The organism is Achromobacter ruhlandii, from assembly GCF_902859695.1.
In the GTDB taxonomy this organism is placed as follows: Bacteria; Pseudomonadota; Gammaproteobacteria; order Burkholderiales; family Burkholderiaceae_B; genus Achromobacter; species Achromobacter ruhlandii.
This window is the reverse complement of record NZ_CADIJL010000036.1, coordinates 1-18,706: the sequence shown is the minus strand read 5'-3', so window position 1 is coordinate 18,706 and position 18,706 is coordinate 1. Positions and strand designations below refer to the sequence as shown.

Here is an 18,706-nt window from a genome sequence, read left to right as displayed (position 1 = left end):
TCATGCCCATTCACTCCCTACCGCTGCGCGGACCGATCCGCGGACTGCACATGGCGCCAGATGCCGCCGCTCAGGCGCAGGTTCTCCGGCGGACCGGCCACGTGCGCCCGCAGGTGCTTGAAATACGCTTCCTGCCAACGCCGCGCATACGCGTCGGCGTCCTCCCCGGGTTCGACCGCGGGCAGCATCTCCAGCGTGTAGGCGACGCGGCCGTCTTCCCAGCGCGGCGTGTAGAACACCGAGGGCACGCCCTGGCGATGCGCCAGGTGCGCCGCGAAGCTGGAATAGGTCACGGACTGCCCTTCGAAATCCACGCGCGGCGCGGCCGGATTGGCGGCGCCGTCCACGGCCAGGCACAGCACGTTGCCCGACGCCAGCGCGCGCATGCAGGCCTTGGCGACCTGCGCCTCGGTCTGGTCGGCGGTGGAAATCAGGGCGGCGGCATAGCTGCTCTGGGCAATGCTGGGCGCGGTCGCCAGCCAGCGCGACGGAATGCCCAGCAATTCCAGCGCCATCAGGCCGGCATACATGGGCCCCACGTGCGCCGTGGCGACCACCACGCCCCGGCCGGCCGCCAGCAGCGGCGCGAAGAAACGTTCGCCGGTGTCCAGCTCGCCCAGCATCTGCATGGCTTCCTCGACACTGTCCTCGCGGCATTCGAGCCAGTCGAACAGCAGATGATCGACCAGATGCCCCCAGCGCGCGCGCCGCTCCCATTGCTCGCGGTCGGCCGTGGCGTCGCCGCGCAGCGACCAGGCCCAGTCCAGGCGCGCCTGCGGGATCGGCGCGCTGTCCAGCTTCTGCTCCAGCTGCTCCAGGGCTTGCTGGAACGTCGCCGGCAGCGCCTGGCCGCGCTGCGCGACGTAGCGTTCGAACAGGGCCTCGGCTTCCTGCTTGCGGCCCGCCTGCGACAGCGCGCCGATGGCCGCGCGCTGCCAGAGCCGCTTGTCGGGCGATTTCTCGACCAGCCGCAGCAATTGGTCGGCGGCCTCCTCGTACCGCAGCGTGTAGCGCAGCGCGCGCGCATACAGGGCGCGCGTCTGCTCCAGCTCCGGGGCCAGTTCCACGGCCTGCCGCAACGGCGCCTCGGCCTCCTTGTAGCGGCCGGCGCGCAGCAGCGTTTCGCCATGCAGGGTCAACAGCCGTACGTCGGCGGGCGCTGCCTTCAGGCCCGCCTCGAAATGTGCCAGGGCATGCTGCTTGCGGTCGTCCTCGGTGGCGCGGCGCAGGTGCGCCAGTCCCAGCGAAGCGCGCAGCGCCGGCGCGTCATGTCCCGCGTCCAGGGCCGCATTGCCCAGCTGGATCGCCGCCTCGACCCGGTCGTCGTCGAGCAGCGCGCGCACGGCCACTGTCGCCACGCGCGCGTTCGGCAGGCCAGCCCCGTCCAGGGCCAAGGCAACGCCGGCCGCCTCGGCGGCGTCGCCATTGCGTGAATACGCCAGCATCCACCAGTGCGCTTCGCCGGGATCGACGCGCGACACGGCAGCGGTCTGGCGCGCGACGGCGGCGGCCTCGGCGATGCGACCGGCCTGCACGCGCAGTTGTATCCGCGCGGCCTGCAGCGCCGCGGAATCCGGCGCGATGGCGGCGGCCGCGTCCGCCTGGGCGATGGCCCGCTCCCACTGCTCGGTGCGGCCCAGCAGGCTGGCCAGCAGGCGGCGGTCGTCGGTGCGCGCCGGGTAGGCCGCCACCAGGCATTCCAGCGCGGCAATCGCCGGCTCCAGCCGCCCCACCCGCACGAATGGCGACACCAGCAAGCGGCGCGCATCGCGCCAGCCCTCTTCCACCCTGGCCAGCGCCGGCCCCAACTCGGCCATCGCCTCCAACGGGTCGTCGGCCTCCAGGATCCGCTTGATGACCCCGCGCAGGCGGCTGGTGGCATCGCTCGCGGCGGTGGCGGTCCGCGTCGGCGCCGCGGCGGCGCCGGGGCGTTCTATCGTCGTATCAACCATGGCGCAATCCTCGCAACAAAGCCATCGCCGCGCGCAGCACGAACATGAGCACGAAGCCCAGCGCCAGCGCCTGCAGCAGCAACACCCCCGTGCGCGGGCTGCTGGGCCGGTCGGTGGAGACCGGCTGGGCGATGATGGACAAGTAACGCTGCAGGCGCAGGGCGTCCGTCACGGCCTGCTGGTAAGACTGCTGCGCCAGCGTCAGATTCGAATCGGCGAAGGCCTGGGTATTGCGCAGCGCCTCGTATGACTTGAGTTGCTTCGCTTCCGTGTTGCCCTCGCCGCTCAGGCGCTGGCGCACGGCGGCGAGCCGTTTTTTCAGGGCCACGACCTGCGTTTCGGCCGGCTTGAGCATGAAGTGATCCTTGTTGTTCAACGCGCGGATCTTGTCCAGGTTGATCTGGGCGGTGCTCAACTCCGCTTCCAGCTGGCTCGACAGATTCAGCAGCATGGCCACCGTCGCGGTCGGGTCGATGTTGCCATGCGTGGTACGCCAGGCGGTCAGCGCTTCGCGGGCGCTCAGCGCCTTCTGCTCGGCCTGCCTGACCGATTCCTCGCTGACCTTCAGCTTGTCCGCCACGCCTTTTTCGTTCATGGAACTGACGAAGTCTTCGGCCAGGCCGATCAAGGCCCTGGACAGGGTTTCCGCGTCTTCGGGCGAATAGGCCCGCACCCGCAGCACGTCGATCTGCTCCAGCGCATTGAAGGAAACCTGGACCGAGGCCCGATAGGCGCGATACAGGTCATCCTCGCTGGAATCCTCCGACAGACGGTTCGCCGGGTCCAGCCCGTTGTTGAGCAGGTAGCGCCGCAGGCCGACCTTCTTGTCCAGCTGCCGCATGCTGTCGCGCGACCGCAGGAAGTCACTGACCGCCCAGCCGTCGACGAAGCCGCCGAGCATGCCGCCCGAGTTTCCCGTGGTGAGCAGGCTGGCCGCCATGGCGCCGCCGCCCTGCTGGCCCGACCCCGACTGCACGAAAAAGCGCGATTCCGCCTCGTAGCGCGGTGTGGCGACGCACAGCACGTACACCAGCGCCAGCGCGACCGGGGCGATCACGATCAGCGCATTGACCCAGCGCCGGCGACGGCGCTCGGCCAAGGCCGCCTCGCGTTCGCGGCGCCGGCGCTCGATCTCGGAACCGCTCTCAGAAGCCGAGCTGGCCCTCGTCGAATCCGCCGAAAACGTCGTCGCCTGTTCCGGATTCGCTTCGTGATCGTCGCGGAGGGAACTTCTGGATGCACTGGTCGAGGTCGTCTTCGATGCGGAGTGCGCTTCGTTCATAAATCAGGCCCTTCAGGCAATAGTCCGCCAATTGATTCTGGCGATAACTGGAAAGAATGAGCGTCCTGCCGACCAGCCGTTCTTCGAACAGCGCCAGCCAGAGACGGGTGAAACGGCAGGGTTCGAAGGGAATGGCCCCTTCGATCACGTAAACGTCGAACGCCGGCGCCAGCGCCAGCGCGAACGAAAACTCCTGCCTTGCATACAGCGGCCAATGCTCCATCGGCCGGCTCAGGCTCTTGGGATCACTGACCAGGTCGGCCACCAGTTCATAGGTGGCGTCGGCGTCGATCTCGTACATCTGGCTCACCAGTTCGATCATGCTCAGGCCGTTGGCCTTGCCACGGATGAAGCCCTGCCGGCCGATCGCCCAGGAGACGTTGCCGTCATGGTGGACGAAGCCCTGGCGCGGCGGACGCAGGCCGCACAGCAGGTCGATGATCTGGCGATGCAGCTCCGGCGTGGGCGAAAGCAAGGCGTAGCGACCAACCGGAATGTCGAGTTGCGCGTGGGCCAGCAACGCCTGCCGATGGCCAAAGGCCAGGGGGGTGTCCGTCACGCCGTTCAGATGAATCATTGTCATTGCTCACATCGGCTGGATGTTGGGACGGGCCAGCCGTTCCGCCGCCAGGGCCACCACCATCAGGAACACCATGCTGGTCAGGAAATACCCCAGGCTCGCGTCCTGCGACGTGTAGGCGTCGAAGTAGGCCGAGCGCAGCAGCTGCATGCCATGCGCGAACGGCAGCCACAGCATCCAGGGCCGCAATTGCTCGGGCAACTGCTCCGACACGAAAAAGACGCCCGAGAAAATCTGCAGAAAGCGCTCGATCACCGGCGCCAGCCGCAGGAAGAAGTGCCAGAACGTCGCGATCGCGCCGAACAGCAGGCCCATCGCCGCGGCGCAGCACGCCATCAACACCACGTACAGCATGAAGCCCGGCCAGCTCCTGGGCAGCGTGATCAGGTCCAGCGCATGGCCGGCGCTGATCAGCACCACGAACACCACCAGGTACACCGACACATACAGCACCGCCTGCACCAGCGCGCACATCAAGGGCGAAACGCCCTGGAAGTTCAGCAGGCCGCGCGCCGATACGTAGGCCGTGCTGCTGCGGAAGATGATCTGCCGGAACATGATCCAGGTCGTCGCGCCCAAGAGCGAGAAGGTCTGCACGTCCATCCCCAGGATGTAGTGCGTGCCCATCAGGATGTACAGCGACGAAATCAGCGTCAGCAGCACCACCGGCCCCACCAACGCCCACAACAGGGCGATCCGGCTCTCGCCATGCATCACGTTCAGCTGGTAGACGAACAGCGCCAGCAGCGTGCGTCCGCCCGGCCAGCCACGGCCGGCCATGCGCGGATGGTGCCCGGCATGCAACCCCCGCACACGGTCGCGCAGGATCGCCAGGTCGCCGGCCTCCCCCGGCGGCAATTCCATTTCCAGCGCGATATCGTTGCGCGAGGCGTGGCGTCGCGCGTCGCGCGCCTCGTCCTGCCTGCGCCGCTCCTCGCGCCGCGCATGCGCCTGGGCCAGGCGCCGGTCTTCCGCCACCAGCCGCGCGGGCATGTAGCCGGGCGCGAACACCTCGACGCCCGCGCGAATGTCCTGCTCCAGCAGCCGCACGATGATGCGCAGGCGCCGCCGGGAGAAATCCGCCAGCGTCTCGTCGACCCCGGCGCGCGCGATCTCCGCGTCCAGCTCGGCCTGCACGGCCTCGTATACCGCCCGCCGCGCGGCCACCGAGTCATGCGGTTCGCCCTGCAGGCGCGCCAGCAAAGGCTTGAACAGCACGGCCGGCTCGGCCTTGGCCTCGAACAGCGCGGCGGGGTCCAGGCGCCAGGCATCGACGCCCGATCCCACCGCGTAGCTGCTGTCCTTTCTCCGCGCGCGCCACCCCTTGATCCGATCCTCGTTGCTCATCGACGCGCTACTGGCTGACGCCGCTGGAGGAACTGGACCCGCCCGAATCGGAATCGATGGCTCGCGTGGCGCTGAAGCCGGCGCTCATGGTCACGCGGAACGCGGACAGCACCTTCTGCACCTGCGTGAACGGCGCGTCCGAGATATAGATCGCCTGGCCCTCGTGCACGCTGAATTCGCGAGCCAGCGCCACCTGCTCCGGACGCGTCAGGTCGAACTGGTACACCACGGGCAGCAGGTCCGGCTTGCCCTCCGCGCCGGCCTGCGCGGGCGTGAACAGGAAAACCGAACGCGGATCGGCCGTCTTGTCATCCAGACCCCGGGCATCGGCCAGCGCGTCCAGCACGCTGTAGTTGCGCTTGCTGATGGCCACGCGGCCCTGGTTGCCGGCCGCGCCCAGCACCGTCAGGAACTCGCGCGATTCGTACGCGGTAATGACGTCGCCGGCGCGCAGCAGGATGTCGTTGTTCTGGTTGCGGTAGATGTCCGACAGGCGCACCGAGGCAATCTGGTTGTCGCGCCGCAGGCTGATGACGAGCTGCTCGGGATTGGTCTGCACCGGCGCCGCCTGCGCCAGCGCGCTGCTGAGCCGCTGGGAGGTCTGTGTGATCGGATACATGCCCGGCTTGGTCAGGTTGCCCTGCACCGTCACCATCTGGCCGCGGGCATCCGCCACCCGCGTCACGCTCACGTCGGCGCCCGCCACCAGCCGGCTCAGGCGCGCCACGATGGCGTCATGCAGTTGCCCCAGCGTCATGCCGCCGGCCTGGAACTTGCCGAGGATGGGAAAGGAGACGTTGCCATTGCGGTCCAGTTCCTGGTTGCCCAGGTCGCTCACGCCGGACGGATCCGCCGCGAACACGCCCAGCCCGCCACGCTCCCACACCTTCACGTTGATGCCGTCGCCCGGCACCAGGCTGTCGAAGCCGGCCTGGGTCAGGTCGCGGTAGCGCACCGGAAAATCGGCGACCTCGGGCACCCGGCTCGCGCGCGCAAGCTCGCGCGAGGCAGGCATCACGATCACGTCCTTGTCGTCGTGCGCGCCGGTCATCTCGCTCAGCATGGGGCCGGAGCGCGGCAACTGGCAGCCGCTGAGCATAAGCACGGTAATCAGCAGCAGGGCCGGCGCCGCCAGGCGGCGCGGGCCCGCGGCCGGGACATTCATTTGCATAGTTTCCTTTATCTTCAATACCAGGGTCGGACGCGGGCTCAGGCCTGCATCAGGCGCATCGGCGGCATATCCATGCGTTCGTCGTTCTCCGACACGGGCATGAGCGGCATGCACAGGCTCAGGAACTTGGCCAGCATGGCGTCCAGCGAGAACAGGGTCTGCGCCCGCTGGCGGCTCTGCGCCCTCAGGCTCTCGTCGGCGCGCACCCGGTCGACGATCGACACCACTTTGTCGCAGGCCTCGTGCAAGTCAGGATGCTCCACATCGCCCAGCAGGTGGCCCGTCTGGTCTTCCTCGAAGCACTCCCCCGCCCCGCCGGCCGGGGTCGACACGACGGGCACGCCCAGCAGCTGAGCCTCGATCAACACGTTGGGCAAGCCCTCGTAGCGCGACAGCAGGACCTTGGCGTCCATCCGCGAATACCAGTAGCCCACGTGGTTCGACAAGCCGACCAGCAGCAGCCGGTCCATCACCCGCAGTTCTTCCGCCAGCGCCACGATGTTCTCGTGCAGCCGGCCGTCGCCGACGATGACAAAGCGCGCCCGCGGCCGCTGTTTCAGGTAAAGCGCCGCCAGCTTGATCCACAGTTGCGGCCGCTTGTCCGGCTCCAGGCGGAACACGCCGCCGATGGTTTCCGTGGCATCGGCCGTGCTCTCCTCGAAGGCGCGCCACTTCTCCTGGTCCGCCTCGGCGGCGTCGGTGGTCAGGTCCGGCACGCCGTTGTACAGCACGTGGAAGCGCACGATGGGAATGCCGAGCCACTCCGCGTAGGCCTCGGCGGCCTTGCGGCTGTTGCTGACAAAATGCACGCCGGGCACCTGGGCCAGGGCCTGGTACAGCTCGGGATACTCTTCGCGGAAGCGATCCTTGCGGATGTTCGGCGGCAAGCCGCGGAACACCAGATGGATGGTCGGCGCGCCGGCCAGCAGCGCCGCCAGGGCGCCGAACAGGCAGGTGCCGTCCTGCCACAGGCTCACCACGTCGAAGGTGCTGGCGCGCAGCACGGGCGCCAGGCGCGTCACGCCATAGTGCACCGGCGGCGGCAACTGCTCCAGCAACCGGCTCAGGCTGCCGTCCGGCACGGATTGGTGGGCTACCGAAATCGCGGGCAGCTTGTTGATCTCCGTGACCGGAATCCGCGCCTTGACCAGCACCGACAGGAAGAAGTCCAGGCCCTGCTTCTTGGTGGAACCGGCCGGCTCGGTGTGCTGTTTGACCAGCACTTCGACTTTCTCGGGCTTCAACGGCGCATCGGCCACCCCGGCTTCGGGCTTGTCCGCCATGCGGGCCAGCTCTCCGGCCAGGCGCGTCAACTGGCGCTCGGCCCCGCCGGGCCCCAGGCTGCCCGTCACCAGGGCGACCGACACCGGTTTCTCGGGAGAATATTCCGGGATCTTTCGATGGCGGAAGTGCAGGATCGCGTGCTTCATCGACACGATCCGGATGTCTTTGCCCGCCAGCGCGCTCTCGGGCTCCAGGCGCTGGTAAAAGGCGTAGTCGCTGGCCAGGCCATTGGCCAGCTCGGCCGCCTTGCTGCCCGGCGCCAGGTGCTTGGCCACGGGCGCGATCACGTCAAACGCGTCCGCCAACAGGCCGCGCTTGCGCAGGCGCTTGGCGAACTCGACGCGGATGTTGCGGTCCGTATGCTGCAGGATCAGCCGGCGGAACAGCTCGTCCGACTGCTCATGCGCGCGGATGTCGCTGAGCAGCTTGGCGCGGGCGAACAGCCGGGTGGGGTTGTCCGTGGACTCTGGCAGATGCCGCTCGACCAGGGCAAGCGCTTCCTCGACGTGGCGCTCCTTGACCAGGCGCGTCGCGCGATAACGCACGATTTCCAGGTCATCGGGGCATTCGCGCAACAGCGTGGCCCACTGTTCGGACATCCCTTCGTTCAGGCCCGCCGCCTCCTTCAATCGCAGCAGCAGGAAGCGGACCTTGGAATCGGCCATGTGGCCGCGCGCCAGCGCCTGCGCGTCGGCCAGGTTGGCCTGCGCCACCTGGACGCGCGCCGATGCCGCCACGATTTCCTCCAGCCGCGCCTGGACCGCCTGCAGGTCCGGCGACGCGGCGCTCTTGCGCTCGGTGATCAGGGGCGGATTCATGCGGCCTTCCTGCGGTTGGCCTTGTCGATCCACACCTGGCAGCGCTCGATGTAGTGGTCGTACTGGGCCGGGTTGTCGGAACGCTCCTGCAACGCGCGCCAGTAAGGCAAGGCCTGTTCGAAGCGATGCAGGCGCATGGCGCCGACCGCGGCCAGGCGCAGGCCGATGGGATCGTCGGGCACCAGTTGCAGAATCCGCTCGCCCAGCGCCAGGCGCTCGGTGGTGCTGGACGACTCCAGCGCGCGCGCCTCCGCGTACATCACGGCCAGGATGCGGCGCTTCTCGTGATCGACCTCCGGCATCCCCGGCCACGACTGCGCGACACGCTCCAGCAGGTTCCAGGCCGCCTTGGGATCGCCGCCGGACAGGATTTCCCGGGCGCCGCGAATAGCGCGCGGTCCGAGTCGCCCGAGCTGGCGCTCGGCCTCGTCCCTGGCGCTCTGGTCCGCCGACGCATGGGCCAGGACCATCTTGTAGGCATCGATGGCCTCGCCGAACCAGCCGCCATTGAACGCCACGCGCGCGAAATGCAATTGCGTGCTGAACGGCGCGGATTCGTTCGCCGCGGCCTGCTCCAGATGCCGCATGGCGGTCTGCTTGTCGCCCAGCGCGTCCGCCGCGCGTCCCCGCATGGCATGCAGCTCGGGGAACTCGACCTGGGTATCGAGCGCGATGTCGGTCAGGTCGATCACTTCCTTGTGGTTGCCCGCCACCAGCGCGGCCCGCACGCCCAGGCGCATGGCGCGTTCGAAGGCGCGCTGCGCGCGCACGCCGGCCAGGGCGTCGGGATTGAGCAGGCGGTGCGCGCAGATGCGCTCGGCGGCGTCGCGCAGGCGGCCTTCCTCCAGCGCCTGCGCGCCCTCCTCGGCCCAGGCCGCGGACTGCGTGCGCAGCCAGCCGGAAATATCCTCCTGCTCGCTGTCGGCCAGCTTGCACGACACGGCCAGCGCGGCCGCGGCCATGATGCAGCCGCGCCAGGTCGCTTCCTTGACCAGTTCAAGCGCCTCGAAGTCCTTGAGCGCCGGCGATTCGGCGGCCAGCGCGCGCAGACCCGCGCGGTCTCCCGCGATCAGCCGGTCGCGCCACAGCATCGCGAAGCTGCGGCCATGCGACGGAATCGCCTCGCGCACTTCATGCACCCAGCGCAAGGCGGCGTCCATGTCGCTGCCCGCCTGCAGCAGCGACAGCACCGTGTCGGCCGCCTCGGTCGCGGTCGCGTCCTGCGGCGAGGAAATACGGAACAGCTGCTTCCAGTTGCCCAGCGCCTCGTCCACGAACCCCAGGTGGCCGGCGGAAATCGCCGCGATGCGCACGATTTCCGGCGTCTCGATCTCGTCGCCCAGCAGGCCGGCGGCCAGCGAGTGCGCGACTTCGTGGCGGCCCAGCTTGAAATGGTTGCGCATCAGGATCTGCTCGGCCTTGCTGCCCGTGGCCAGCGCGCCGTCCGCGCCCTCCAGCAGCGCCAGCGAACCTTCGTAGTCGCCCAGTTCCTCCTGGATGCGGGCGAACAGCAGCGTGTGGTCGGGCAGGCCCGGATGGCGGCGCAGCACGTCGCGCAGGCGGCGCGAGGCCTCGCGCAGTTCGCCCGCGTCCCAGAGCTTCTCGATGCGCTCGGCGCTTTCCTCGGCGCCCAGCTTGGGCACGGCCGCCTGCGGCGTGGAGGCGCTCATGCGCGGACGCACGAAGGTCTTGAACCACTCGGTGTACAGGCGCTCGGCGAACAGCGGGGTGTAGTGCGTCAGGTCCAGCCCGCCGTCTTCCAGCGCATCGGCCTGGCCAATCTTGTTCATCAGCGGCGTCGGGTCGTAGCAAGGCACGCCGATCTGCTGCGCGCTGGCGGTCACGGCGGCGATCAGTTGCGCCCGTTGCTCGATCGGCACGTTGTCGGGCGTCATGGCGTTGACGTGCGTGACGAACACCACCTTGTCGCGGCCCAGCAGGTCGACCAGCGCCTGCATCTGCTGCGCGATCTCGTCGTCCGTCTGTTCGCGCTTGACGATGCGCGCGAGCAGGTCGCGGTTATCCGTCGATAGGCTCTTGAAGACGGCGTCCTGGTCCAGCCACGCGCGGCGCTCGGCCAGCCGCTCGTCGCTGGCCTGGGACCAGAACGTGCGAGTGCGCGCGCGGTCGGCGAAGAATTCGCTGAAGTAGCGCACCAGGTAGTTGGACTGGATGGGATAGCCGTCAACGGTCAGCAGCTTGCGCGACGACAGTTCGACCATGTACAGGTCGGCCGGCTTGTGCACGCCGCGCCGGGCCTGCTCGCCATTGGACGGACGGAAGATCACGCGCTGCACGTCGGCGGGAATCTCGGTCTGGCCGAACATGAAGCGGGCCTGCTGCAGCGCCTCGGCGCTGGTGTGGACGAAACCGTAATTGCGACCAAGCTGCTGCTTGATCGGATAGCGGCCCACGGCATCACGCAACGGCGTGTGGATGCGGCAGGTTCCAATCGGGGCAATGGTAAAGGCGGTCATTCCGGGCCTCTCCTGTGTTTGATGGGTTGCGGGCCTGGACTCAGAGCGTCCAGTACAAGAGGCCGGACGGCAGCCGGCGGCTGTCCAGCACGGACTTCAGGTCGCAGACCATGCCGTCGGCCTTGACCAATTGCGGCAGGTCTTCCCAGAGGGTGTCCATGGTTTCGCGGTGCGGCACCGCCAGGATCAGCACATCCATGTCGCGGAACTCCTCTCGATTGACCAGGCTGATGCCGTACTCATGCCGCATCTGCTCGGCGTCGACCATCGGGTCGCAGGCCACCGGGGTAATGCCGTACTCGCCAAGGGCGCGGTACAGGTCGACCACCTTCGAATTGCGGATGTCGGGCACGTTTTCCTTGAACGTCATGCCCAGGATGCCGACCCGGGTCGAAGCGTTCAGCCGGCCATTGCGGGCCAGCGTCTGCACCACCCGCGAGGCCACGTGGCTGGCCATGCCGTCGTTGATGCGGCGGCCCGACAGGATCACTTCCGGGTGGTAGCCCAGCTCCTGGGCCTTGGATGTCAGGTAGTACGGATCCACGCCGATGCAGTGGCCGCCGACCAGCCCGGGCGTGAACTTGAGGAAGTTCCACTTGGTGCCGGCGGCCGCAAGCACTTCGGCGGTGCGGATGCCGACCAGGTCGCAGATCTTCGACATCTCGTTCATCAGCGCGATGTTGATGTCGCGCTGCGTGTTCTCCAGCACCTTGGCGGCCTCGGCCACCTTGATGGAGGAGGCGCGATGCACGCCCGCGTCGATGATCTGCTCATAGACGCCGGCGATGACCTCCAGCGATTCCTCGTCCTGGCCGGACACGATCTTGACGATCTTCTCCAGCGGATGCTCGCGGTCGCCCGGATTGATCCGTTCGGGGCTGTAGCCAAGCTTGAAATCGACGCCGCAGCGCAGGCCCGAGGCCTTTTCCAGCTCCGGTCCGCAGATTTCCTCGGTCGCGCCGGGATGCACCGTGGATTCGAAGACCACGATGCAGCCAGGACGCAGCACCGGGCCGATCGAACGGCAGGCGCGCACCAGCAGGGAAAAATCGGGGTTGTTTTTCTCGTCGACCGGCGTCGGCACCGCGACGACGAAGAAATCGCACCCTTGCAGCTCGCTGACCTGATCGGTGAACTGCATGGGCGAAGCCAGCAAGGCATCGCGCTCGATCTCGCCGGTCCAGTCCTCTCCCTGTTTAAGGCTCGTGATCCGTCGCTTGTCCACATCGAAGCCGACGACATCAAAACGCCTGGAAAATGCCACGGCCACGGGCAGGCCGACATATCCAAGACCGCACACTGCGATTCTCTTTACCAAGGGGGACCTCACTGTTTTCGTCATGTCGAAGACACTAGAAACCGACGCCCAGGAACCAAGAATCGATGCCGCGATCAAATGGCTTATTCCCGCCTGGGGTGGACGCGTTGCTCAGAATTAATTACAACTCGATACCCCGTCATACTTATGGGCAGCGAGCCAACGAATCGTAGGCCGCGCTCACGGCAAATTTTTTTCTAAAAGTTTTCGTTGCTGTGGAAATAAGTCGGCGTGCTCGTAATAAACGTGGGGAAATCCCTCAAATAATCTCTTTTTCCATACAACTGGAAATAACTGAGATTGTTTGTCTTGTTAGCAAATATATAAAGTCGTTTTCTTATCTTCGATTAATCAAGCCGCAAGAAATGAGTACCCGCCCGGGGGATCTTTGGACGCCCTGGGGAAAATGTCTTTATTGCAACTTCAAGTCACGGATAGCGGCCGGAATACCTGAAAATATCGTGCTAGGCACGATGCGGGAAAATCCCGCGCCGTTCGGCACATGGCAGGCGAATACGGGCAGGCGAATACGGGCAGATGATTAAGGGCAGGTAATTACGCCTTGGCGCAGTGCGGCCCCGGGCGGCCCGCATGCGGTTGATAATCCGCACGCGAATCGTCCGGGGCTGACGTCATGCTCCCCGCAAAAGGGACTCAGAAGCGCAATTTCACGTTCAGCGAGCCCTGCGTATCCTGGAACCCCTGGCTGCCCTGCTGCCGCGTCACGTTCGCCGATACGCTCAGGCGCTCGCTCAGATTGCCTTCCACGCCCGCCTTCAGTTCCACCACGTTCTTGCTCCCCTGGATCAAGGCTTGGGTGTCGTCCATGGTCACGCCATATGCCTTGGGCGTGTGCAGCCAGTTCACCTCCAGGAAGCCCTCGGCGCCACCCACGCGCTGGGATGCAGGGCTGCTGACCAGCGAGAACCGCGCGCCCAGACGGGTCTGAACGTTGTTGCCGCCCACGCCTTGCACCTTCGTGCCGCCCCTTTCCGTGTGGCCGTCGGCTTTGACCCCGGACCACAGCACCTGCGCCTGGGGTCGGATGTAAAAGCGGTTTTCCCTGCCGCCGTCTGTCGTGTATGAGTCGACTTCGAACAGGAAACCCGACTCCACGGACGCGGTGATGCCCTGACTCTTGTACGTCTCCTTCGCCAACCCATCGCCCTTGACCGTGTTGTCGAACCGGTTATAGAGCGCCCAGCCGTCCACGTACAAGCCGCTGCGCGTTTGCGCATCCTGGCGCCAGGAGCCATACAGACCCGCGCTATAGCCTGCAACGTCGCCGCGGGACTGATAGCCCGACAAGGCGCTGCGGGTCTTGCTGCGCTGGCTGCCGTAGCCGCCCATCACCCCCAGGCGCCAGGCGTCAGTACCGCTGAAGCTGCCGCCCGCCACGGAACCGCCCAACTGGAGCACGCTGCGGTCGGCCACGTACCCATTCTGCCCGTCCGCCATCTTTCCGTGGCTGCGCCCGCCCGCCGCTCTGGCCCAAGTCTGGCTGCGCGCGCCCGTCACCGGGTCGACGGATTCAGCGCTTTCACGATCGCTCAGGCTGGTGTTGAACAACGTGCTCGCCGCCGCCAGATTCGTCGCGTAGCTGCCGATTTCCGGACGGTAGACATGCACCGCGCCTGGGCTGCCGCCACCGGCAACCGGCGCGCCGCCGGTCGCGGGCATGTCGCCTTCGGGCTTTGGGGTATCGCTGGCATCAGGCTTGGCAACATCGCCGGCCGTGCCGCCGCCAGTCACCGGGACGTCGCCGGTCGCGGGAACATCGCCTCCAGGCTTGGTGGTGTCGCCAACGTCAGGCTTGGCAGCATCGCCGGTCGTGCCGCCGCCAGTAACCGGGGTGTCGCCAGCATTAGGCTTGGCAACATCGCCACCCGTAACGCCGCCAGTTACCGGGGCATCGCCAGTCGCAGGGATATCACCACCAGGCTTGGTGGTGTCGCCAGCGTCAGGCTTGGCAACATCGCCGGCCGTGCCGCCGCCAGTTACCGGTGCATCGCCAGTCACAGGGACATCGCCTCCAGGCTTGGTGGTGTCGCCAACGTCAGGCTTGGCAGCATCGCCAGCCGTGCCGCCGCCAGTTACCGGGGCATCGCCAGTCGCAGGGACATCGCCACCAGGCTTGGTGGTGTCGCCAGCATCAGGCTTCGCAACATCGCCGGCCGTGCCGCCGCCAGTAACCGGGACATCGCCGGTCGCAGGGATATCACCACCAGGCTTGGTGGTGTCGCCAGCATCAGGCTTCGTAGCATCGCCACCCGTAACGCCGCCAGTAACCGGGGTGTCTCCGGTCGCGGGAACATCACCACCAGGCTTGGTGGTGTCGCCAACGTCAGGCTTGGCAGCATCGCCACCCGTAACGCCACCCGTAACGCCGCCAGTAACCGGTGCATCGCCGGTCGCAGGGACATCGCCTCCAGGCTTGGTCGTGTCGCCAGCGTCAGGCTTGGCAGCATCGCCGGCCGTGCCGCCGCCCACGTCAGGAGTGGTGCCGGTCGCGGGAACATCGTCACCGGGCTTGGTCGTGTCGCCAGCGTCAGGCTTCGTAACTTCGCCACCCGTAACGCCGCCAGTAACCGGGGCATCGCCAGTCGCAGGGACATCGCCTCCAGGCTTGGTCGTGTCGCCAGCGTCAGGCTTTGCGACATCGCCACCCGTGCCGCCGCCAGTTACCGGGACATCGCCAGTCGCAGGGATATCACCACCAGGCTTGGTGGTATCGCCAGCATCAGGCTTCGTAACATCGCCACCCGTACCGCCGCCAGTAACCGGGGTGTCGCCGGTCGCGGGAACATCGCCACCGGGCTTGGTGGTGTCGCCAGCATCAGGCTTGGCAACATCGCCACCCGTACCGCCGCCAGTTACCGGGGCATCGCCAGTCGCAGGGACATCGCCTCCCGGCTTGGTGGTGCCGCCAGCATCAGGCTTGGTGGTGTTGCCAGCATCAGGCTTGGCAACATCGCCGGCCGTGCCGCCGCCAGTCACCGGGGCATCGCCGGTCGCAGGGACATCGCCTCCAGGCTTGGTGGTATCGCCAGCATCAGGCTTCGTAACATCGCCACCCGTACCGCCGCCAGTAACCGGGGTGTCGCCGGTCGCGGGAACATCGCCACCGGGCTTGGTGGTGTCGCCAACGTCAGGCTTGGCAACATCGCCACCCGTAACGCCGCCAGTAACCGGTGCATCGCCGGTCGCAGGGATATCACCACCGGGCTTGGTGGTGTCGCCAACGTCAGGCTTGGCAGCATCGCCACCCGCAACGCCGCCAGTTACCGGTGCATCGCCAGTCACAGGGACATCAGCACCGGGCTTGCTGGTGTCGCCAATATCAGGCTTCGCAGCATCGCCACCCGTGCCGCCGCCAGTTACCGGTGCATCGCCAGTCGCAGGGACATCGCCTCCAGGCTTGGTGGTGTCGCCAGCGTCAGGCTTGGCAGCATCGCCGGCCGTGCCGCCGCCCACGTCAGGAGTGGTGCCGGTCACGGGAACATCGCCACCAGGCTTGGTGGTGTCGCCAGCATCAGGCTTTGCGACATCGCCACCCGTGCCGCCGCCAGTTACCGGGACATCGCCAGTCGCAGGGATATCACCACCAGGCTTGGTGGTATCGCCAGCATCAGGCTTCGCAACATCGCCACCCGTAACGGCGCCAGTCACCGGTGCATCGCCGGTCGCGGGAACATCGCCTCCAGGCTTGGTGGTGTCGCCGACATCAGGCGCGGCTTCACCGTCGCCGGCCGGGGGAGCCGGGTTGTCGGGAACGTCGGGCACGGGATCCACCTGCGGGATTTCAGGCAGCGCAATCAAACTGGTCAGATACCAAACGTTTTCATTGTTCCCGGTCGCACTGCCTTTTTGCAGGTGATATTCATAGGCGCCGGCCACGATGCGGTCTTGCTGCACGAAGGCATCGTCCGTGGAGCCGGCCGTGCGGATCAGTTCGATCCCCTCCACCGTTTGCGCGCCGGAGCCGCCCTCGTTGGTCACCGCAACGTAGGTGGTGCCGCTCGCCGCGCCGCCGATGACCAGTCTGTCGGCCTTGCTGTCATCGCCTCCCAGCACCACGCCGAAGCCCAGGGTTCCGCCGTCGCCGACCCAGTCGCCGCTCAGGGTAAGGACCTGGCCGGCGCAGTCGGCGCAGGTGTTCAGCACCAGCATGCCGCTGTGCTTCATGCTGCCGGTCACGGTCAGGCCGCCGAGCTTCGCGGGCGCGCCCAGATCGTTGAACAGAATGACGCCGCGATTGTCCAGTTGGGCGATGGTCTGGTTGAAGCCACCCAGATTCAGGCGCGCACCGCTGGCGATCGTCAGGCCGGAGGCTTTCGCGAACGCATCGGCCACGCCGGTCTTGAGCGTGCCGGCTTCGATGAGGGTGTCGCCGCTGTAGGTATTGGCGCGGGTCAGGGTCAGGGTGTTACTGCCTCGCTTGATGAGCGAGCCCGTGCCGGAGATCAGGTTCCCGTACGTCACGTTATCGCTGCGGTTGAAGGCCAGCACGCCGTTGTTGACGATATCGCCCTTCACCGAGCCGGTGACGCCGCCGTCGCCCAACTGGAGCGTGCCGCCCGAGATCAGCGTGCCGCCGGTATGGGCGTTGTCGCCGGACAGGATCAGCGTGCCGGCGCCGTTCTTGGCAAGCCGGGCCGCGCCGGAAATCGCACCCGCATATTGGGATGCATCGCTGCGGTCGAAGATCAGATCGCCGGCGCCGGTAAAGGCGATGTCGCCGGCCAGGGCGCCGCTGGCGCCGCCCGTGCCCACGCGCAGCGCGCCGCCCTCAATGGTGGTCAGGCCGGTGTAGGCATTGTCCCCGGTCAGCGTCAGCGTGTTGCTCCCTTTCTTGGTCACCGTGCCCGAGCCGGAGATTGTGCCCGGCAGCGTTATGTCATCGCTGCGGTTCAAGACCAGCGCGCCGCGGTTGACGATATTGCCTCTTACCGAACCGGTTGCGCCGCCATCGCCCAGCGCCAGCGTGCCGGCGGCGATCGTGGTGTCACCGGTATAGATGTGGTCGCCGGTCAGGATCAGCGTGCCCGTCCCTTGCTTGGTCAGGCTCCTGCCATCCCACTTGTTGACGGGCTTTACGTTCATCAGCGTCATGGCGACCGTATCCTGCTGGCCGTCGCCGATCGTGAAGGTGCCGTGCGCCTGACCGTTATCGACCAGCCAGCTCAGGCCGTAATTGGCCAGATAGCGCTTTTGGTCGGCGGACTTCTTGGCGGTCAGCATCAGATAATCGACCGGCCTTTCGTATCCGTCCGAGACCAGGCGGGCAAAGTCGCCCTCAATGCCGCCGTCCGCGCTGAACAGCACCTTGCTCTGGTTGGGTCTGTCGGCGATGCCGGACAGATCCAGGGTGACGTTCTTGCCGATAACCATCTTGGCGGCCGTCATGTTGCCAAACGGCGCCCCGCTTCTGAGCGGGTCGCGCATGGACAGTGCCGAGCCATCCTCGAAGGTGGCGGTGCCGGCCAGATTGACGACGGCCGGCGCATGGATGCCCAGCGTGGCCGCGCCGGCCACGCTCAAGCCGCCGCCCAGCGTGTTGGCCGCTTGCTTGCCATCGCCGAACTTCAGCGTCCCGGCGGCGACCGTGGTGTCGCCGTTGTAAGCATTGGCGCCGGTCAGCGTCAGCTCGCCGGCGCCGTTCTTGGCCACCGCGCCCGCGCCGTAAATCATGCCGCCGTACGTCGCCGCGTCGCCACGGTCGAAGACCAGCGCGCCGTTGTTGACGATATCGCCCGTCACCGAGCCGGTGGCGCCGCCGTCGCCCAACTGGAGCGTGCCGCCCGTGATCCGGGTGCCGCCGGTATGGACGTTGTCGCCGGACAGGATCAGCGTGCCGGCGCCGTTCTTGGCAAGCCGGGCCGCGCCGGTAATCGCGCCCGCGTACTGCGACGCATCGCTGCGGTCGAAGATCAGGTCGCCAGCGCCGGTGAAGGCGATGTCGCCGGCCAGCGCGCCGCTGGCGCCGCCCGCGCCCACCCGCAGCGCGCCGCCCGCGATGGTGGTCAGGCCGGTGTAGGCGTTATCGCCGGTCAGCGTCAGCGTGTTGCTTCCCTTCTTGGTGACCGCGCCCGCGCCGGAGATTCTGCCCGCATGAATGATGTCGTCGCTGCGGTCGAAGACCAGCGCGCCCTGGTTGTCGATCGCGCCCGTCACGGCGCCGCGCGTGCCGCCGTCGCCGATCTGAAGCGTGCCGGCGGCAATCGTGGTACCGCCGGAGTAGGCGTTTTCGCCCGTCAGGATCAGCGCGCCCGCGCCTTGCTTGGTCAGGCTGCGGCCGTCCCAGCCGGTGGCGGCATTGGCGGCCACGTCTTGCAGACCGGCGACGATCGTGTCCGTCAGGCCACCGGCAATCGTAAACATCCCGTGCGCCCGGCCGCTGTCGTCCAGCCAGGTCAGGTCATAATCGGCCACGTAGCGCGTCTGATCCGCGGACTTCCTGGCCGTCAGCGTCAGGTA

At 67.2% G+C, this 18,706-nt stretch carries 9 protein-coding genes; all 9 read right to left on the bottom strand.

What is annotated here, in order from left to right; translation table 11 throughout:
* Positions 1-17: 17 nt before the first annotated feature.
* The 9 genes from HV742_RS27265 to HV742_RS27225 all read right to left on the bottom strand — a co-directional run bounded on the left by HV742_RS27265 (position 18) and on the right by HV742_RS27225 (position 18,661).
* Complete coding sequence (locus HV742_RS27265; RefSeq protein ID WP_175146866.1) at positions 18-1,952, bottom strand: Vi polysaccharide transport protein VexE; 1,935 nt, start codon at positions 1,950-1,952, stop codon at positions 18-20.
* Entirely contained in the window at positions 1,945-2,976 is a 1,032-nt protein-coding gene (locus tag HV742_RS27260) for a KpsE/RkpR family capsule polysaccharide export protein (protein ID WP_054416734.1), read from the bottom strand. Before HV742_RS27260 ends, HV742_RS27265 begins: the two co-directional genes overlap by 8 nt.
* A gap of 121 nt (positions 2,977-3,097) precedes the next feature.
* Positions 3,098-3,811, bottom strand: a complete 714-nt coding sequence (locus HV742_RS27255) for a P-loop NTPase family protein (protein WP_054416645.1) — start codon at positions 3,809-3,811, stop codon at positions 3,098-3,100.
* Between the two features lie 9 nt (positions 3,812-3,820).
* On the bottom strand, positions 3,821-5,161 hold the full coding sequence (locus tag HV742_RS27250; protein WP_175146865.1) for an ABC transporter permease: 1,341 nt from the start codon (positions 5,159-5,161) through the stop codon (positions 3,821-3,823).
* A 7-nt stretch (positions 5,162-5,168) separates the two neighbouring features.
* Positions 5,169-6,332: a polysaccharide biosynthesis/export family protein gene (locus HV742_RS27245; protein WP_049073537.1), complete on the bottom strand. Its 1,164-nt coding sequence runs from the start codon at positions 6,330-6,332 to the stop codon at positions 5,169-5,171.
* A gap of 38 nt (positions 6,333-6,370) precedes the next feature.
* The gene (locus HV742_RS27240; protein ID WP_175146864.1) at positions 6,371-8,434 is read right to left on the bottom strand and encodes a glycosyltransferase; all 2,064 of its coding nucleotides are present in this window, start codon (positions 8,432-8,434) and stop codon (positions 6,371-6,373) included.
* On the bottom strand, positions 8,431-10,911 hold the full coding sequence (locus HV742_RS27235) for a hypothetical protein (protein WP_175146863.1): 2,481 nt from the start codon (positions 10,909-10,911) through the stop codon (positions 8,431-8,433). The genes HV742_RS27240 and HV742_RS27235 overlap by 4 nt, the downstream gene beginning before the upstream one ends.
* Before the next feature lie 40 nt (positions 10,912-10,951).
* Positions 10,952-12,211, bottom strand: a complete 1,260-nt coding sequence (locus HV742_RS27230; protein ID WP_175146862.1) for a nucleotide sugar dehydrogenase — start codon at positions 12,209-12,211, stop codon at positions 10,952-10,954.
* Between the two features lie 672 nt (positions 12,212-12,883).
* Positions 12,884-18,661 carry an autotransporter outer membrane beta-barrel domain-containing protein gene (locus HV742_RS27225; protein ID WP_217482426.1) on the bottom strand — a complete coding sequence of 1,926 codons (5,778 nt, stop codon included), beginning with the start codon at positions 18,659-18,661 and terminating at the stop codon, positions 12,884-12,886.
* Positions 18,662-18,706 lie beyond the last annotated feature (45 nt).

What these genes read in the sequence shown, in the direction of transcription:
- HV742_RS27265 (WP_175146866.1), bottom strand. Translation starts at nt 1,952, where the DNA reads ATGGTTGATACGACGATAGAACGCCCCGGCGCCGCCGCGGCGCCGACG.
- HV742_RS27255 (WP_054416645.1), bottom strand. Translation starts at nt 3,811, where the DNA reads ATGATTCATCTGAACGGCGTGACGGACACCCCCCTGGCCTTTGGCCAT.
- HV742_RS27250 (WP_175146865.1), bottom strand. Translation starts at nt 5,161, where the DNA reads ATGAGCAACGAGGATCGGATCAAGGGGTGGCGCGCGCGGAGAAAGGAC.
- HV742_RS27245 (WP_049073537.1), bottom strand. Translation starts at nt 6,332, where the DNA reads ATGCAAATGAATGTCCCGGCCGCGGGCCCGCGCCGCCTGGCGGCGCCG.
- HV742_RS27240 (WP_175146864.1), bottom strand. Translation starts at nt 8,434, where the DNA reads ATGAATCCGCCCCTGATCACCGAGCGCAAGAGCGCCGCGTCGCCGGAC.
- HV742_RS27235 (WP_175146863.1), bottom strand. Translation starts at nt 10,911, where the DNA reads ATGACCGCCTTTACCATTGCCCCGATTGGAACCTGCCGCATCCACACG.